The following is a 17,773-nucleotide window of genomic DNA, read 5'->3' as shown; positions in this document are numbered from 1 at the left end:
CCTTTCCCTGTTACGCTAGATTCATTATAACACATTTCCTAGGGCTGGATGCCGACGGATTGGACGAAGCGCATGAAAGCCTCTTGCCCTTCCTCTGTTCGCTTGTAAACTCCCGCGTCTTCCAGTACTCGACCGAAAATTTGTCCAACCGATGCCTGAACTACTCCTTCCACCGTCTCAGCGGAAACATTCGGATGCTGGTTTTTGAGTTGATTGGCCCACTCCTGATGATAGGCAGCGACCTGACAGTCTTCTCCCAGCAAGAAAAGTTCCACCTGCTTGAGTTCTTCCTTGAGTCGAGGCGGCAGAATAGCTAGTCCCATCACCTCAATCAGACCGATATTTTCTTTCTTAATATGCTGCACATCCCTATGAGGATGGTAAATGCCGTCTGGGTGTTCAGGCGACGTTTGATTGTCCCGCAAGACCAAGTCTAGCTCAAAAGATCCATCTTTTCTGCGGGCAATCGGTGTGATGGTATGATGCAGCTCACCCTCAGACTCTGCCAACACCTGCACACTTGGGTCAGAATAAGTCCGCCAAATTTTCAAGATCTTGTCAGCCAACTCAATCAACTGTTCCTTCTTCTCAGACCTCAGACGAATGACGGACATAGGCCACTTGACAAAACCTGCCTCTACCTCATCAAATCCGCTAAAGGTAAAGCTGCAATCCAGCTCTGCTATTTCCATAGGGAAGGTGTGACGTCCGCCCTGATAGTGGTCGTGAGTCAGGATAGAGCCGCCGACAATAGGCAGGTCGGCGTTAGAACCTGCGAAATAGCCTGGAAAGGTCTCAACGATGTTCAGCAGGCGCTCAAAGGTCAGCCGGCTGATGGACATAGGAAGGTGCTGGCTGTGCAGAAAGATGCAATGCTCATTAAAGTAGGCATAGGGCGAATACTGGAAGCCCCACTCCTGTCCAGCCAAGTCAAAGCGAATAATCCGATGATTGGCGCGAGCTGGGTGGTCCAAGCGCCCTTGGTAACCTTCATTTTCCATGCAAAGCTGGCAGGCTGGATAATGGCTGGTCTTTGCCTTTTTAGCTGCCGCAATTTCCTTGGGATCCTTTTCTGGCTTAGAGAGATTGATGGTGATTTCCAAATCTCCATATTCAGTCGGTGCTTTGAAAGCAATGTTTTTAGCAATGGCCTTGACCTTGATATAGTCATTCTTTTGACTAAGCTGGTAAAAATCAGCTACAGCTTGCTCAGGATTGGAGGCATAAGTCGTCCAGAAGTCCCGATTGAGCTGGCTAGGGGCAGGTGTGATTAAGTTCATGAGCTCAGCTCCCAGTATATCCTGCTCAGCCAGAGTATCGCCAATCTTCCCATTCTTTACAGCCACAGCTACCAAGTAATCCTTAAGGTCAATTAGATTCTCAGCCTCAGTCTCCTCCTCCGCCACTGTCTCTCCAACCAGAGCCATGACACGATTTCTCAGATAGATGGTGTCCATTTCCTCAAAAGCGCTATTGTCAATCACTGCTGATACGAAAGCATCCAGTAACTTCTTGGACATAGTTCTTCCTTTCTCTTGCTAGTAAAGAGAGTGGGACAGAAATCGGTAATTCGTTAGAATTCGATTTCGTCGTCCCACCTCCGCACAGTTGATTAGGGCTGTAAAAGCTGATGAAATCAGCGTAATAGAGCCCACTCAACCACTGCGTCTTGCTCGACAATCCAAAGACAATTGAGAGGCTAGGACTTTTGTCCCAGACCCAAGTTCCTTTTCTCTGATTTAGTCCAGCACTCGGCTTCCACCAGCTACTTCTGCGATATAAAAACTAGGGGCATAGCCAACGACTTCTTGATACTTGCGGCCGACATTTTCTTTGAAAGATTCCACCGCATCCTTAGCAACTAAAGCAATGGCGCAGCCACCGAAGCCAGCTCCGGTCATACGAGCCCCCAGAACACCTTCTTGCTCCCAGGCTGTGTGAACCAAGGTGTCCAGCTCTAGACCAGTCACCTCATAGTCATGCTCCAATGAAACGTGGGAAGCATTCATGAGACGACCAAATTTGTCAAGATCGCCTGCCTGCAAAGCTGCCCGCGCTTGCAAAGTGCGTTGATTTTCTAAAACAGCATGGCGAGCCCGTTTGAGACGATTTTCGTCCTCTATCAGATAGCTATACTCATCAAAGGCCCACTCGTCCAACTCACCCAAGGTAGCGATAGACAGCTTGCGATTGAGCTCTTCAACAGCTTTTTCGCACTCCACCCGACGCTCATTGTATTTAGAGTCAGCTAACTCACGACGCTTGTTGGTATTCATAATCACTACGACATTATCCTTAAGATCAAGCGGTACCAAATCATACTCAAGAGTATTTGTATCTAAGTAAATAGCCCGCTGGTCAGCGCCCATTCCGATAGCAAACTGGTCCATAATGCCAGAATTAACCCCGATAAACTCATTTTCAGTTAATTTACCGATTTTCACTAGGTCCAAACGTTCCAACTGCAAAGCAAAGAGTTTCTCAGCAATGACACCCGTCAAAAGCTCTAGCGATGCAGAAGATGATAAGCCAGAACCATTTGGAATATTTCCATAAACATAGACATCCATACCTCGGTCAATTGTATGGCCTGCCTCCTGCAGAAAATGCAGAACTCCTTTCGGATAGTTGGTCCAGTTATGCTCAGGCTCAAAGTGCAGGTTTTCCAGCGACACTTCAATAATCCCTTTTTCTTCAAAATTCCCTGAGAAGAATCTCAAGAGCTGATCGTCCCGCTTGCGAGCCGCTCCATAAGTTCCTAGAGAAATCGCAGCAGGAAAAACATGGCCGCCGTTATAGTCCGTATGCTCACCAATCAGATTGATCCGACCGGGTGAAAAGAAAGTGTGGTCCGCTTCTACTCCAAAAACCTTGGCAAAATCTGCGCGGACTTGCTCCGCTGAAATTAGGTTTGACATAAGCTAAACTCCTTTAAAATGAATAATCGATATTGTAATCGTTTTCTTGGTTTTATTATAACTGTTTCCGAGTAAAACTTCAATAAATTTAGTAAAATTTTACTAATTTTATAGATAGATTTTTTGTAAAAATCCAAACAGTAATCTGTCTGGATTATTTTATAAGGAGCAATAGATTAGAAAATATTGTCTTCCGTCTCAGCATCAAAGTAATGCGCCTTGTTTAGGTCGAAGCCAAGTTTAATACTGCTTCCGGTATTCATATGATCACGTGCATCAACTTTGGCAACAAACTCACTGCCACCAACCGTACAGTAGAGGTGAGACTCCGCTCCAAGCAACTCAGAAACAGAAATCTTCGCAGTTAGAACCGACTCAGGGAAGGTTTCCAGAAAGGCTGGTTCCATGTTGATATCTTCAGGACGAATACCAAAAATCAACTTATTGCCTTCATAGCCCTTCTCCCGCAACCTCTTAAGATTGCCCTCTGGGACTTGGAGACTGAAGTCTCTGTTTGGTCCGACAAGACGGCCATCTTCCAGTGTCACTTCAAAGAAGTTCATAGCTGGGCTGCCAATGAAGCCGGCCACAAACTTATTTGCCGGATGTTTATAGACTTCCTGCGGCGTACCAATCTGCTCCACTCGACCAATCGTACCAGTTCCAGCAGGATTCTTGGTCGCTGACATGATAACGATCCGATCCGCCAAGGTCATAGCTTCAGTCTGGTCGTGGGTAACGTAAATAGTTGTTGCCCCGATACGGCGGTGAATCTTAGCAATCTCCGCCCGCATAGAAACACGCAGCTTCGCATCCAAGTTAGACAGAGGCTCATCCATAAGGAAAACCTTTGCATCCCGAACAATAGCGCGTCCCATTGCTACCCGCTGACGCTGACCGCCAGACAAATCAGCTGGTTTGCGTTGCAAGAATTCCTTCAAGCCTAGGATTTCTGCTGCTTCATTGACCCGTTTTTCAATATCTTCCTTGCTGTACTTGCGCAGCTTGAGACCAAAAGCCATGTTGTCGTAGACAGTCATGTGAGGATAAAGGGCATAGTTCTGGAAGACCATGGCGATGTCGCGGTCTTTGGGCGCTACATCATTGACCACCGTACCGTCAATAGAGGCAGTTCCTTCTGTGATGTCCTCCAAACCCGCAATCATACGCAGCGTAGTTGATTTTCCGCAACCGGACGGACCGACAAAGACGATAAATTCCTTGTCCTTGATATCTAAATTGAAGTCTTCCACTGAGTAGTGGTCGCTGTTGGGATATTTTTTATAGATGTTTTTCAGATTTAATTCTACCATTATTCTTCTCTTTTCTTATCTCTATTCAAAAGTGATAGCTTGGCCATTTTCACTCGCGCTATATGTCAATTCTTTGAGGTTGATAACTACTTGAGCAGTGACTGACTTATCTGCATTGCTACGGACAATCCGGAGGCTATTTTCATCCAATAGATTCACTTCAATAATGCCATCTAGGTCAAAGGCAGCAGACTGGTTGCGGTAACTGAAAAGCTTGAGCAAGGCTTGCACAACTGGACGCTTGACTTCTTCAGCAATCTCCTCATTACTGTAATAATGACGGTTGATATTGCGGCCTTCCTTAGTGTTTTCTAGCAGCTCAAGGTCATTTTTCCCAGCTAAGAAACCAACATAATAGACCTGTGGAATCCCTGGAGCAAAAGCCTGAATCAGACGGCTAATGAAGTACTTCTTGTCGTCATCGCCCAAGGCTGAGTAGTAAGTCGAGTTAATCTGGTAAATGTCCAGATTATTGTACTCAGCTGAGGAATACTTACGCTTGACATTAGCCCCAACCTTATATAGTTCATTGGTTGCAAAATCAATTTCTTCATCAGTCAAAATATCCTTAACATCAACAACCCCAATACCATCGTGGGTGTCCAGTGTTGTGAATTGCTTCATAGGACTCATTTCAAGCCACTCAACTAGACGCTCTGCTTTACCACTGTATAGAGAATAAAGAGTTACCATCGGTAGCGCAAAATCATAGACAAAGTAGCCATGCTCTGCAATCTTGAACTGGATAGAATAATGCTCATGAATTTCTGGTAAAATATCCGTCCCAAACTCAGCCGCTTGCTGCTGGACTTTTTCTAAGAGATCCCAGATTTCTGGCTCAACAAAGAAATCATTGGTATCTAACTTTTTGACTGCATAGGCAAATGCATCTAAACGAATCAGATCACAGCCATGCTCTGACAGTTGACGCAATGTTTTCTTGATGAAATCATTAGTCACCTGACTGCGAACATCTAGATCAATCTGCTCTTCACCAAAGGTGTTCCACAGATACTCGGTGCTTCCATCTGCAAAGACGATTTCCTGCTTAGGCGCCCGATCCTTACGCTTATAAATCAAGTCAACATCAGCTTGCGTTGGACGATTTTCTGGCCAAAACTTATCCCAGCTGAGAAAGAGGTCACGATACTCACTCTGATCCTTCTTTTCCTGAAAATCCTTATAATACTTGGACTGGCGTGAGATATGGTTGATCATAAAGTCAAACATGAGATAATATTTCTCGCCCAGCTTTTCTACATCCTCCCAGTCACCAAAGGCTGAATCAACCTCTTCATAGTCTACTGGAGCGAATCCCCGGTCACCAGTTGATGGGAAGAAAGGGAGCAAATGCACTCCTCCAACAGCATCGCCAAAATGCTTTTCTAAATTGTCATATAAATCTTTTAAATTCTCCCCCAGGCTGTCTGAGTAAGTAATCAGCATGGTCTTATTTTGAATAGCCATAGTCTTCTACTCTAAAATCTTGTCTTATATACTCTTTCCCGTGCGCTGAATGGAAAACGCCCTAAGCTCTGTATGAAAAAGCTGAAGCTTCTTTTTCCAATTCCCTATTTTTCCACAGGCGTTACAAATTCAATAGTTTACGGATGTGGTTGCCTTTGTATGCACTGTGAGCTTTTTACGGTCTTTGTATCTTGAGCTTACTTCACTGCCCCATTGCTCATTCCAGCAATAATGTTGCGCTGGAAGATGAGATAGACGATAGTAATGGTGATAATCCCAACAACATAAGAAGCAAAGCTCGGTCCATAATCATTAAAGTATTGACCTGTGTAGTTATATTGGAAGAGTGGCAGAGTCCACATCTTGGAGTCTTTATTGAGTACCAAGAGAGGAAGCATGAAGTCATTCCAGAACCAGAGGGCATTGATAATCATGGTTGTCGCATGCATGGGTTTCATCATAGGAAAGATAATCTTGAAATAAGTTGTAAACTTTCCAGCACCGTCAATTTCTGCTGCCTCATCCAGACTGTCTGGAATGGAAATCTTAATGTAGCCTACATAGAGAAAGAGAGTCTGTGGAACAGCGTAAGCCAGATAGAGAATAATTAATCCCCAAGTGTTGGCTAGTCCTAGCTTACTCATCATAACTGTAATAGGAATCATGATAACTTGAAAAGGAACGAAAATCCCTAAAATCAAGAGCGTATACATAATACCAAAAGCTTTTTTCTTAGACATATTACGAGCGATAGAGTAAGCAGCCATGGGAATAAAAATCATGACAACAACCAAAGATAGAACCGTGATTACAATTGAATTCCAATAGTAGCCTCCGATACCATCAGCCAAAAGGCGTTGGAAATTTTCTAAAGTCGGTTGAGTCGGAAATCCGAAAAAATTATTTACGATGTCTTTGGTAGACTTAAAGGAACTGAATATCGTTGCTAAGAGTGGAATTAAAATGATAATAGATCCCAGTGTTAGCAAGATATATTTACTAAAATTAGCTTTTCTTTCTGCATTTTTCATCGGGCTTCTCCTCTTAGATTTCAAATTTCTTAGATACTCTCAACTGGATAATAGAAATAACCGCAATCAAGAGAAACAAGATAACAGCAATGGCATTGGCATAACCAAATTGATTGCTCTTAAAAGCATAGTTGTATACCAGAAGTCCTAGAGAGGTGGTCGCATTATTCGGACCGCCGCCTGTCATGGCAAAGACTTGGTCAAATGCTGTCAAACCACCTTTTAGAGCCAAGATAAAGACCATGGAAATACTTGGTAGGAGATAAGGAAGTTCCACCTTCCAAAAAATTTGTTTGCTGCTAGCTCCATCAATTCGAGCTGCTTCTGTAATCTCAGTCGGGATAGACTGAAGACCAGCTAAGAAGATGATAATAGGCATGGCTACCCCTTGCCAAAGCAAGACGAAGATTGCTGCAAAGATTGCGCCGCCATTCGTTCCTAGAAGGCTGATTTTAAGAAATTCAATTCCTAAGGTATTCCCTATAGCTGGCAATCCGTAGTTAAAAAGTTGCTTAAAGATAAGAGCCACAGTCAATCCAGATAGGACAGCGGGGAAGAAAAACCAAGCTCGGAAGAAAGTTTTCCCCTTTATCTTCGAGTTGAGAGCTCGCGCTATCCAGATTCCCAGCATAATCTCACCAACTACCATACAGATAGTAATGATCAATGTAAATCCTATCGCGTTCATAAACTTAGGATCGCTCATGAGGAGCATAAAGTTATTGAGTCCGACAAACTTATAATTATAGGTCAAACCAGTCCAGTTTGTCAGGCTGTAGAAGGCACCTTGAAACATGGGCACATAGAAAAATACAGCCTGTAGTACAAGGGGAACTAGGACAAAGAGCCAGCCCCAATATTTCTCAATCAATTTTTTCATAGTTGATCTACTCCTACTCTACGTCTGCTTTCATCGGATTGAAGAAGGCATTTAGTGCTTTCGCCATATCCTCTTTGTTTCCAGTTGTAATATAGTTCCCGGTCAAGGTATAAAAATCACTTTCACTGGTCCAGTCTTGAGCTAGCCAAACGAGGTGTCGGTCTGTAAATGCTAGTTCAGCAAGACCGGCTAGCGGTGCATCTGACCCAGCTTCCTTGACACCTTAAATTTATCTTTGTTGTAATAGATACCATAAGCATTAGCAGTATAAGGAATATTGTAAATCTTTCCATCTATCGCATATTTATCTGCGTAATGATTCTTAACTCGCTTGAGATAATCTTTATTAGATAAATCTTCAAAGTACCCAGCTTTAGCCCATTCTTGCAATTCAATAGATTGGGGATAGATATTGACAACATCAGGAACATCTCCAGCCAGAACGCGCGTTTTGAGTACTTCCCCAGCGTTAGGGACATTCACCACTTTCACATGCACATTCGGATTTTCTTTTTCAAAGTCTTTTGCAATCTCACGAAGGGTATCAACCATTTCACCCTTCTGATTGAAATACTCAATCGTTACCTTACCATCTGTCGATTCCCCTTGGCTGCTGCAAGCTGACAGCCCCAAAAGGGACAGTCCTGTAATAGCAGCTAAGCTCATCTTTTTATACCATTTCATGGTCTAGCCTCCTTATTTTTTAATAAAATGCAACTGTCTGCTAAGATAATCTCCTTGCGGAAGATTCATAGTGATACCAGCATACATGAGTTCTGCACCTGAGTAAACTGCGCCATTTCCCTGCAGCTCATAAAGTCCTTCTTCCTCTAAGTCTTTTAGTTTCAAGGTTGTTTCCATCGTTTCCACAACTGATAAGACTCGGACATAGGTTACAATCGTTTGATCTTCATAGTTAAATTGAACCGCTGCTTCATTGGAGGCAACATCTGGATTGATTAGTCTATACTGACGCCCTAACTGGACCACTGGCCGTAATTCTTTATACAACTTCACCTGGTCAGCAATCACAGCTTTCTCTTCATCTGATAGACTAGTCAAATCAAGCTCATACCCCAGATTTCCCATCATAGCTACATGACCACGGGTTGCTAGTGGAGTAATCCGACCCATCTGATGATTAGGCACTGCCGACACATGGGAACCCATTGAAATAGTCGGATAAAGATAAGAAGACCCATATTGGATTGGCAAACGAGCTATGGCATCGGTATTGTCACTAGCCCAGACTTGAGGGAAATACCTCATCATACCAAGATCATTTCGTCCACCACCACCTGAGCAGGACTCAAATAAAATATTCTCATATTTCTCTGTCAAATATTTTACAATTTCATAAAGCCCCAAGATATACTTATGCGACTGCATTTTGGTCGCCAGATAGTTAGTGCCATTCCCAAGATTGGTAATATTACGATTCATATCCCATTTTATGTAGTCAATATCGTGCTGACTCAACAGCTGATCCAGTGTTTCTTTGATATAGGCTACCACATCTGGATTAGCATAATCCAATACGAGTTGATTGCGAGAGTAGGTATGATCTCGATCAGGCGCTTGAATAGCCCAGTCTGGATGTGCCCGATAAAGCTGACTGTCTACGGAAATCATTTCTGGCTCAACCCATAAACCAAATTGCAATCCTCTGCTATGAACTTCTGATATGAGCTCCGTCAAACTGCCGCCTAGCTTATCTTCATTGACAAACCAGTCGCCCAGAGCCCGATTGTCATCAAAACGGTTGCCAAACCAGCCATCATCGAGAACAAAGAGCTCAATACCAACTTTCTGCGCCTCATCTGCTAACTCTAGCAACTTCTCTTTTTTGAAATCAAAGTAGGTTGCTTCCCAGTTATTGATTAAAATTGGCCGCTCTCGCTTCGCAAAAGCTTTAGGAATGATATGCTCTTGAACAAAAGCTTGGCTCTCATGACTAAGACCAGTCAAACCCTGAGCCGAATAATTCAACAGAGCAACAGGACTATAGAAAATCTGCCCCGCTTCCAGTTTCCAAGCAAAGTTATCTTCATTGATACCGATACCTAGCCGAACTTCATTCAACTGATTTTGCTGAATCCAAGCTTCAAAGTTTCCGCTATAAAGGAGCTGAATTGCCCAAACTTGACCAGCCTCTTCCGTCGTTTCACTATCACAAAGGATAAGGCTCGGAGTCTGCGCGTGACCAGAAGCTCCTCGGTTGGAAGCTATTTTGAAAATTCCCTGTTCTAGCTTGTGACGACGAACTGTTTTCTCCCTAGCATAAGCTCCCTGTAAACTAATCACATCATAAGTCCCTGCTGGCAAATCTGCCATTAAGCTCAAGTTCTTATGTATGACTGCTGTCTCTCTACCTATATTTTCCAGCTTAGTAAAGGTTGCAATAGTATTACTATCTTCAAAAGCTGTGTAATAGAGAGTGAGGCGTAAGTGAGCTACTGCATCCTCTAAAATAAAGGCCAGTGTTTCTGCATCTTCTGTACTGTGAGGGCTAGGCAGTCCTGGAACTTCCAAACCACCCTTAATCAGCTGACTCTCAATAAACCTAAAATCTGTTACTTCATTATTAGCATGTTGGACTTGCAGAGAAGGTTGCCGAAAGTCTCCTAAACCATGCTGACCCAAAACCTGCCGCTGGGTATCTAAGCTAAAACTTCGCTCATTCGATCTCGGATTACCAGAAAAAGCATGATCTCGCTCAAATACTGTATTGGAAAAATGATAGGATTCGATTTTTCTGCCTAAGTGTTTAAGCAAAAGGTAGCCATCCCTTTCCTCAATGATAAGACTGGAATTTTTTGTATTGATATAGAATAGATGTTTGTCTATTTTGATAGCCATTTCTGAACCTCCATATTTACTAATATTTTACCTTATGAAATCGCTTCCTAAAATAGAATTATGTTAGGGAAATATGGTAAAATGTTAGGTAGGAGGCAAAATATGCTTGTTTTTTCAGAATACCAAACAGGAACAATTGATCTTGCACTTAGCTTCTACGGATACGAAGAGTGCACTCCTAACTACTCTTTTGGGCCAGCAATTAGAGATACCTATGTACTTCATTACGTTAACAAGGGGAAAGGTCAATTTCATTACAAAGGAAAAATTGTCGATTTAAGAGCTGGAGATCTCTTTCTGCTCAAGCCAAATGAACTTACCTTTTATCAGGCTGACAAAGAAGAACCTTGGTCTTACTACTGGCTGGGAGTGACTGGCGGTAGGGTTTATGACTACTTCAATCACTCTCAGATTGCCGAAGACTGCTACCTACTTGCTAACCAGGAACGAAAAACAGATAGGATTGGGAAAATTGTTGAGAACTTGGTTTACTTCGCCGAGCAGACCAAATCTAACCAACTAGCTCAACTCCACATTATGGGCCAACTTTATGAACTCATCTTTCACTTGGGCAGCGTTGCCTATAAGCCCCAAGCAAATACCCTATCTGCAAGCCAGCAACTCTATCTAGCCTGCAAGCAGATAATTGACACTCAATATCCCAATCCTAACCTCAGCATTCAAGATATGGCAATTAAGCTGTCCGTTCATCGCAGCTATCTAACAACCATTTTCAAGGAGGAGCACCAAAGCTCACCTAAAGAATATCTGGAATATGTCCGAATGCATCGAGCTAAACAACTCCTCAAAAGCACCCGTGAGCCTGTCCAATTTATCGCCTATTCTGTCGGTTTCTCAGACCCCCTTTACTTTTCAAAGGCTTTTAAAAAATATTTTGGCTTTTCACCCAGTTCATTTCGAGAACAAAGTTAAGTTTTACTAAACATATCTTTGTTATTTACTAATTTTTGAGTTATAATTTATGTAGACAGTAAATTAAAAAGGATCAAATCAAATGGCTACTATCAAAGATATCGCCCAGGTTGCTGGTGTTTCTCCCGCAACTGTTTCGCGGGTTTTGAACTATGACAAGTCCATGTCTGTCAGCGATGAGACGCGTAAAAAGATTTTCGATATCGCTGAACAACTCAACTACAAAAAAAGCAACAGACAGAAAAAGACTTTGCCTCAGACCCACCGCATTGCCATCGTTGAATGGTACACCGAGCTGGAAGAACTGGATGATCTTTACTACTACTCCATCCGCCTAGGCATCGAAAAGAAAGCTCAGGAACTGGGCTATGATATCGTGCGGATTTTCAACAACGACTCTCTAAGCCAGCTAGAACAGATTGACGGCATCATTGCCATCGGAAAATTCAGCAGCAAGCAAGTCAAGGAGCTGGAGCAATACAGTCCTGCCTTGGTTTTCGTGGACAGCGATACGCTCGACCAAGGCCACAGCTGTGTGACAACGGACTTTGAGCATGTCGTTACTCATGTTCTCGACCATTTTCTTGAGCAGGGCATTCGAGAAATCGGTATGATTGCTGGACGTGAAGAGACCGCAGACGGAACGACAAGTCTTGACGATCCGCGCTTGGCCTGCTTCTGCCGTTACCTTAGTGACAAAGGTCTTTATCAGCCGACTTATGTCAAGACAGGCAAGTTCTCCTCAGAGTCGGGCTACCAGCTGATGAAAGACATGATTGACGAACAAAAAGAACAGATGCCCAAAGCATTTTTCATAGCCAGCGATGCTCTGGCAATCGGTGCCCTCCGTGCTCTTCAGGAAGCGAGAATAGCTGTTCCCCAAGATGTCCAGATTATTTCCTTTAATGATACATCCATCGCCAAATACGTCTATCCGCCTCTCAGCACTGTGACAGTCTTTACAGAGGAAATGGGTAAGCAAGCTCTGCAGATGCTGGACCAGATGATTAAAACTGACGAAAGCCCCATCCCCTATATGATCAAGCTCTCTACCAAGCTGACACTAAGAGCAAGCAGCCTTTAAGCTAGAAAGACCGCCTATGAAAACCTACGAAAAAATCTTTGACATCCTCAGCCAGGCTGACGACTATGTCAACGGTGAAAAAATAGCCCAAGAATTGGGCATTTCACGAACTTCCATTTGGAAAGCCATCCAAAAACTGGAAAAAGAAGGCATCCAAATCGAATCCGTCAAGAACCGAGGCTATCGATTGACAGCGGGTGACTTACTGATTCCTGATTGGATTGAAGCGCACTCACCTGTTCAGGTCTCCTTTAATCCTGACTGCCAGTCCACTCAGATGGACGCCAAGGCTGGCATGGAGGCCGGACGCCCTGCCAACACTCTCTATCTGGCCGCTGCCCAATCTGCTGGCCGTGGCCGTTTCGGTCGTGCCTTCTTCTGCCCCAACCAGGGTGGCTTTTACATGTCTCTCCACCTCAAGCCCAACCTCCCCTTCGACCAGCTCCCCTCCTATACAATCTTGACCGCAGGAGCTATCTACAAGGCAGTAAAAAATCTAACCCTTATAGAGGTTGATATCAAGTGGGTCAATGACATTTACTATCGAAACAAGAAAATTTCCGGCATCCTGACCGAGGCTACAACTTCTATTGAGACAGGGCTCGTCACTGATGTTATCATTGGTGTTGGCTTTAATTTTTTCATTAAAGACTTTCCAGCTGAGATTAAAGAAAAAGCTGGCTCCCTCTTTGAAGAGAAACCAGCCATTAGTCGCAATGAGCTCATTGCCGAGATTTGGAAATGCTTCTACGAAAGTGACCCAGAAGAGCTCATCTATCTCAACAAGCAGCGCTCCTTGGTGCTAGGACGACAAGTGACCTTTAGCCAAAAAGGCGTGGACTACCAAGGTTTGGCCAAAGACATCTCAGACAGCGGGCAACTTTTAGTCCAGCTGACAGATGGTCAGGAAATCTGGCTCAATAGCGGCGAAGTCTCGTTGACCAGTTGGTAATCAAAAATTTCATTTCAAAAGGACTGAGTCTTATGGCTCAGTCCTGTTTTCATTATTTCGGTCCTAAATGTTTATCGATTTCATCCACAATCCGCCCCATTACATAGGAAATCTGCAGATTGCGAAGCACCAAAACAGCCCAGAAAGCAGCCATAAAATAGCGCCCCGCCATGATGGATTCATTGAAAAAATAGGTTTCTAAGGCTGTGAAAACAGCCATCACAATAAATTGTCGTCTGTTCATAGATTTATTATAACACGAAAGCTTAGAAAAATCTTTTTTTAATCCTCTTGAATGGTAATTTTTTCTGCTAAAAAGTCAAATCCCTCTGGAATCAAACTTTCCTCTTCCTTCTCTTCAACCTCTGCCTTGCTATTGCGGCTGCGAGCCGAAAAATCCGCCCGAATCTTGGTCCACTCTTCCAAGGAAATAGCCAAAATTTCTGGTGAAAATCCCGCCGCATTGCTGAGGATATTGCCAAACATGGTATTGAGGTTGTCCCGCTTCATGGTCTGCTCAGCGTTGAAATTAGACTCAAAAGCTAAGATAGCATGACTTTCATTGGCGGCCACTGGCTGCGAGCCTGCCAGCAAGGCCCTATCAGCTCCAGCCAGACTTTCGATAATCTCACCCCAAGCATTCTGCAGCTTAGTCAGATTGCTGCGAGCCAGGCTAGGATTCTCAACAGCCTCTTCTAGGATGGCATTGACCTTATTGCGGTCTGCTCGATAGCCCTTAGTTTTCTGCGGCCGAATATCCGAAGTTTTGACAGCCGCTGCAGGTTTCCCATTGCCATTAGCCAGCTGCTGTTTAAGACTATCAATCTCTTGTCTCAATCCCTTAAGTTCATCAGCTAGATTATCCGGAATCGCTGCCGCTGCAGGAAGACTGCTAGTATCTGCCAGTCGAATGGTCATCATTTCCGTATAAATCTTAGGTTGCAGGCTGTTCTTGATATCTGCTAGACTCTTGGTCGCTATATCAATCATGGCAAAGAGAGTGTCCTGCGGTGTCTTGAGATTTTCCAGAAAGAGCTCGCTGGCATGATGATTTTCCCCGCCAGTTTTGACAATAATCAAGTCGCGCAGATATTGCAGGAGGTCCGTCACAAAACGGGCCATATTTTTACCGCTGTCAAAAATCAGATTGAGATTATCCAAGGCTGCTACTGCATCATGAGCAATCAAGGCTGCTACATAGGCATCCAAGGCTCCCAAGCTGATAGAGCCAGTGATTTCTTCAGCAATGTCTGTAGTCAAACGATTTTCCTGAGTTAAGCTAAGAGCCTGGTCGAGTATAGATAGGGCATCCCGCATACCGCCCTCAGCTCGACGGGCAATAATCTGCACACCTTCTTGCTCAAAATTAATGCCTTCCTGCTCCAAAATCCACTCGATATGACCAATAATGTCCTGCGTCTTGATAGACTTAAACTCAAAACGCTGGACACGTGAAAGAATGGTCGCTGGAATCTTATGCAGCTCTGTCGTTGCTAGGATAAAAACCACATTTTCCGTTGGCTCTTCCAAGGTCTTAAGCAAGGCGTTAAAAGCCCCAGTCGAGAGCATGTGGACCTCGTCAATGATATAGACCTTGTGCTTGGCAAGACTGGGTGCATAGGTTGACTTGTCCCGAATATCACGAATCTCATCTACCCCATTATTAGAAGCTGCGTCGATTTCTATGACATCTTCAAGGCTCCCCTCAGTAATAGCCTGGCAGATATAGCAGTCATTGCAAGGCTCACCGTCCTTTTGATTCGGACAATTCATAGCCTTGGCAAAAATCTTGGCAACGCTGGTCTTCCCTGTTCCACGAGGGCCAGAAAAGAGATAAGCATGACTGATTTTCCCTTGCTCCACAGCCTGCCGCAGAGTAGTAGCCACTACCTGCTGACCCACCAGCTGACCAAAAGTCTGACTGCGGTACTTCCGATATAAAGCTTGATACATTAGGCTTTTTCTCCAAACATTTCAAAATTCCAAGTCGTTTTTTCAAGCAAAATCTGAACAAACTTTTCCAGATATTCCTGATCTACCTTATCATAATCACCCGTCAAGGCTGAGTCCAAATCTAGCACTCCCAAAAGGTGGCCATCTTTTACCATAGGCACCACAATTTCGCTCTTAGCCCGGCTATCACAAGAGATATAGTTGGCATGCTGGCTCACATCGTCTACGATAATCGTTTGCTTTTTCTCAGCAGATTCCCCACAGACACCCTTACCTAAGGCAATATGGACACAGGAAACACCACCCTGAAAAGGCCCCAGAATCAGCTCACTCCCATCAAAAAGATAGAAACCAGTAAAAACCGAATGAGGCAAAGCTTGATTGAGCAAGGCGCTAGCATTGGAAAGATTAGCCAAAGCATTGGTCTCACCCTCCAACAAGGCTTCTAGCTGAGCCAGTAAAAGTTGATAATTTGAAATTTTTTCTTTTGTGTTCATAGCTTCTATTATATCAAAAAGCCGGTCTTTCAACCAAGCTTTTCTTTAATTTTGTTATCCAAAAATTCATCAATCAGTCTATTTACAATATCGGGTTGGTCGGTATTAGAATTGTGCCCCGCCTTATCAATCCATTGAACAGACTTCCCAGTATTTCTTTCATAGGCCTTCAAATATCGTATACAAGACCCTGCACGATCTTCTTTTCCACATATAACCAATTGTGGACATTTTACTTCATAGGAAAGTTTCTTCTCCACTGCTTCTGAAAATATCTTATATCCGTATCCCGCAAGACGAGCATACCTTTCTTGATCGCCATCATAAATCATCATCATATCATACATCAGTTTTCTTCCATAGTCTGTTGTTGATACGCTTTTAGGGCCTGATTTCAAAAGAGATTTCCATGGATAGATTCTATAAATTGCCTCCATATTTTTTAAGAGCCACAATTCCATAGCTGTATAATACTTCCTTTGAAGGGATGGTGAATCAATCGTAACAAGACCTTTTAATTTCTCAGGAAAAAGTTGAGCATAAACCTGTCCTACATATCCTCCCATTGACTGACCAATTACTATTGGATTTTCTATTCTCTCTTTGATAAATATTTCATCCAGCCAAGTTGCTAAATCAAATAAAGTAAAATCGAGACGAAATGGATAAGATGAAGCATGTCCAGGTGCGTCCCAAACCAAGACTCTATATGTATCTTTAAAATATTCTATTTGTTTTTCAAATAACCTATGGTCAGCAGTTAGCCCAGGTAAAAAGATAAGAGCACTTTGGGATGATTCAACAGCATCATTTGTCCAATAATGAATTATTCCACTTGGTGTTTCATATATTTTTTCAATCAAAGTTCAACACTCGCATTCTAATTTGTTTAATCTAGTTTATCGCAATTTCACTCATTCCTTTTATTATAGTTTCTCAAGTAGGTTCACTAGAACATATATTCTGCTTACTTATCCTCCTCCAAAACCTTCACTTCTTCACCCTCCACAAGCACAGCTTGGCGATTATTGAGGGGAAGCAGATTCAGCTGGTCGCTGTATGTATCCAGAGTGGCCTGGGCACTTTCGACAAAAGGTTCTTCGCCAACATGAGGAAGAACATAAAAATCCACCTCGTTTAGTGCCCCTGTATCGTGCAGTTCTGCTGCAACTCCTTTATCGTCCATGAGCTTATTGTAATCAATGTCCTTGGCTGTGATGATAGCACCAGCAGATTCGCCCACATAAACCATGCCATCCGCAATCTGTTCTTTTATCAAGGACAGAAGCTGCTTTTTCTTTAGTTCTTGCAGAAGGTAAAAAGTATTGCCGCCAGAGACATAGAGGAGTTTGCTTTGGAAAATTTTGGCCTGAGCTGTCTCTCTATCACAAGCTGAAATATCTAAAATTTCTACTTGAAATCCCAAATCTGCAAATGTCTGCAGGGCTTCGTCAATATAACCTCTGTACTCTTCTACATTTCCAGCCGTCGGGATAAAAAGCACATGTTTGCCCAATTGCTTTTTAGATGCATATTGTTTAAATAAGCTCTTAACTTCCGCAAAATAAGAACATAAAAATAATTGTTTCATAGGATACCTCCTTATTTTTTAACAATCTTATAAAGAATCCATTGACCCTTTCTTTGACTATCGATGAGATGCAAGTCCAAGTTTATCAAATAGTTTTCCAGTTTTTCTTGCTTTGTAAAGTCTGGTTGCTAATAAGCTAATTTGCTCCATTCACATGCCAGTAAGATGATTCCATCTGGCTTAAGAATTCTCTTTAATTCCAAAAAGGCTTGAGTTAAATCTGACCAATGAAAATGAGTTTAAAATGCTGCAATCAAATCAAATTCTTTGATTGATAAATCAAGTAAAGAAAAGC

At 43.1% G+C, this 17,773-nt stretch carries 15 protein-coding genes and 2 pseudogenes; 3 read left to right on the top strand and 14 right to left on the bottom strand.

The window, feature by feature from the left end; translation table 11 throughout:
• Nucleotides 1–38: 38 nt before the first annotated feature.
• The 8 genes and pseudogenes from galT to J1C77_RS05100 all read right to left on the bottom strand — a co-directional run bounded on the left by galT (nucleotide 39) and on the right by J1C77_RS05100 (nucleotide 10,468).
• Entirely contained in the window at nucleotides 39–1,520 is a 1,482-nt protein-coding gene (galT, locus tag J1C77_RS05135) for a UDP-glucose--hexose-1-phosphate uridylyltransferase (protein WP_002921493.1), read from the bottom strand.
• A gap of 219 nt (nucleotides 1,521–1,739) precedes the next feature.
• On the bottom strand, nucleotides 1,740–2,918 hold the full coding sequence (locus J1C77_RS05130; protein ID WP_002921494.1) for a galactokinase: 1,179 nt from the start codon (nucleotides 2,916–2,918) through the stop codon (nucleotides 1,740–1,742).
• 176 nt (nucleotides 2,919–3,094) lie between these two features.
• Nucleotides 3,095–4,231 carry an ABC transporter ATP-binding protein gene (locus tag J1C77_RS05125; protein ID WP_002912291.1) on the bottom strand — a complete coding sequence of 379 codons (1,137 nt, stop codon included), beginning with the start codon at nucleotides 4,229–4,231 and terminating at the stop codon, nucleotides 3,095–3,097.
• 21 nt (nucleotides 4,232–4,252) lie between these two features.
• Nucleotides 4,253–5,698 carry a sucrose phosphorylase gene (gtfA, locus tag J1C77_RS05120; protein ID WP_002921495.1) on the bottom strand — a complete coding sequence of 482 codons (1,446 nt, stop codon included), beginning with the start codon at nucleotides 5,696–5,698 and terminating at the stop codon, nucleotides 4,253–4,255.
• Nucleotides 5,699–5,895: 197 nt separating this feature from the next.
• Nucleotides 5,896–6,729, bottom strand: a complete 834-nt coding sequence (locus J1C77_RS05115; RefSeq protein ID WP_002904353.1) for a carbohydrate ABC transporter permease — start codon at nucleotides 6,727–6,729, stop codon at nucleotides 5,896–5,898.
• Nucleotides 6,730–6,742: 13 nt separating this feature from the next.
• Nucleotides 6,743–7,609, bottom strand: a complete 867-nt coding sequence (locus J1C77_RS05110; protein WP_002921496.1) for a carbohydrate ABC transporter permease — start codon at nucleotides 7,607–7,609, stop codon at nucleotides 6,743–6,745.
• Between the two features lie 13 nt (nucleotides 7,610–7,622).
• Nucleotides 7,623–8,293 (bottom strand): annotated as a pseudogene (locus J1C77_RS05105) (extracellular solute-binding protein).
• Between the two features lie 12 nt (nucleotides 8,294–8,305).
• On the bottom strand, nucleotides 8,306–10,468 hold the full coding sequence (locus J1C77_RS05100) for an alpha-galactosidase (protein WP_002921498.1): 2,163 nt from the start codon (nucleotides 10,466–10,468) through the stop codon (nucleotides 8,306–8,308).
• Between the two features lie 102 nt (nucleotides 10,469–10,570).
• Here J1C77_RS05100 and J1C77_RS05095 point away from each other — a divergent pair, with 102 nt between their 5' ends.
• The 3 genes from J1C77_RS05095 to birA all read left to right on the top strand — a co-directional run bounded on the left by J1C77_RS05095 (nucleotide 10,571) and on the right by birA (nucleotide 13,437).
• The gene (locus J1C77_RS05095) at nucleotides 10,571–11,401 is read left to right on the top strand and encodes an AraC family transcriptional regulator (RefSeq protein WP_032913384.1); all 831 of its coding nucleotides are present in this window, start codon (nucleotides 10,571–10,573) and stop codon (nucleotides 11,399–11,401) included.
• Between the two features lie 82 nt (nucleotides 11,402–11,483).
• Nucleotides 11,484–12,485, top strand: a complete 1,002-nt coding sequence (locus J1C77_RS05090; RefSeq protein ID WP_002921499.1) for a LacI family DNA-binding transcriptional regulator — start codon at nucleotides 11,484–11,486, stop codon at nucleotides 12,483–12,485.
• Between the two features lie 16 nt (nucleotides 12,486–12,501).
• Nucleotides 12,502–13,437, top strand: a complete 936-nt coding sequence (birA, locus tag J1C77_RS05085; protein ID WP_002921500.1) for a bifunctional biotin--[acetyl-CoA-carboxylase] ligase/biotin operon repressor BirA — start codon at nucleotides 12,502–12,504, stop codon at nucleotides 13,435–13,437.
• A gap of 52 nt (nucleotides 13,438–13,489) precedes the next feature.
• On the opposite strand, the gene J1C77_RS05080 is transcribed toward birA, so the two are convergent.
• The 6 genes and pseudogenes from J1C77_RS05080 to J1C77_RS05055 form a co-directional block, all read right to left on the bottom strand.
• Nucleotides 13,490–13,681, bottom strand: a complete 192-nt coding sequence (locus tag J1C77_RS05080; RefSeq protein ID WP_002895701.1) for a DUF3272 domain-containing protein — start codon at nucleotides 13,679–13,681, stop codon at nucleotides 13,490–13,492.
• A 38-nt stretch (nucleotides 13,682–13,719) separates the two neighbouring features.
• Complete coding sequence (dnaX, locus tag J1C77_RS05075; protein WP_002921501.1) at nucleotides 13,720–15,390, bottom strand: DNA polymerase III subunit gamma/tau; 1,671 nt, start codon at nucleotides 15,388–15,390, stop codon at nucleotides 13,720–13,722.
• Nucleotides 15,390–15,887 (bottom strand): GAF domain-containing protein, encoded by a 498-nt coding sequence (locus tag J1C77_RS05070; protein WP_042763200.1) that lies wholly within the window; start codon nucleotides 15,885–15,887, stop codon nucleotides 15,390–15,392. The genes dnaX and J1C77_RS05070 overlap by 1 nt, the downstream gene beginning before the upstream one ends.
• A gap of 29 nt (nucleotides 15,888–15,916) precedes the next feature.
• Complete coding sequence (locus J1C77_RS05065; RefSeq protein ID WP_002921503.1) at nucleotides 15,917–16,750, bottom strand: alpha/beta fold hydrolase; 834 nt, start codon at nucleotides 16,748–16,750, stop codon at nucleotides 15,917–15,919.
• Nucleotides 16,751–16,854: 104 nt separating this feature from the next.
• Nucleotides 16,855–17,478 (bottom strand): Type 1 glutamine amidotransferase-like domain-containing protein, encoded by a 624-nt coding sequence (locus tag J1C77_RS05060; protein WP_002921504.1) that lies wholly within the window; start codon nucleotides 17,476–17,478, stop codon nucleotides 16,855–16,857.
• Between the two features lie 11 nt (nucleotides 17,479–17,489).
• Nucleotides 17,490–17,759 (bottom strand): annotated as a pseudogene (locus tag J1C77_RS05055) (methyltransferase domain-containing protein); the annotation flags it as partial.
• Between the last annotated feature and the right edge of the window lie 14 nt (nucleotides 17,760–17,773).

The organism is Streptococcus sanguinis (genome assembly GCF_050223295.1).
Lineage (GTDB): Bacteria > Bacillota > Bacilli > Lactobacillales > Streptococcaceae > Streptococcus > Streptococcus sanguinis_X.
Note: the sequence above shows the minus strand (reverse complement) of the source record. Positions and strands in the feature narration are given on the sequence as shown.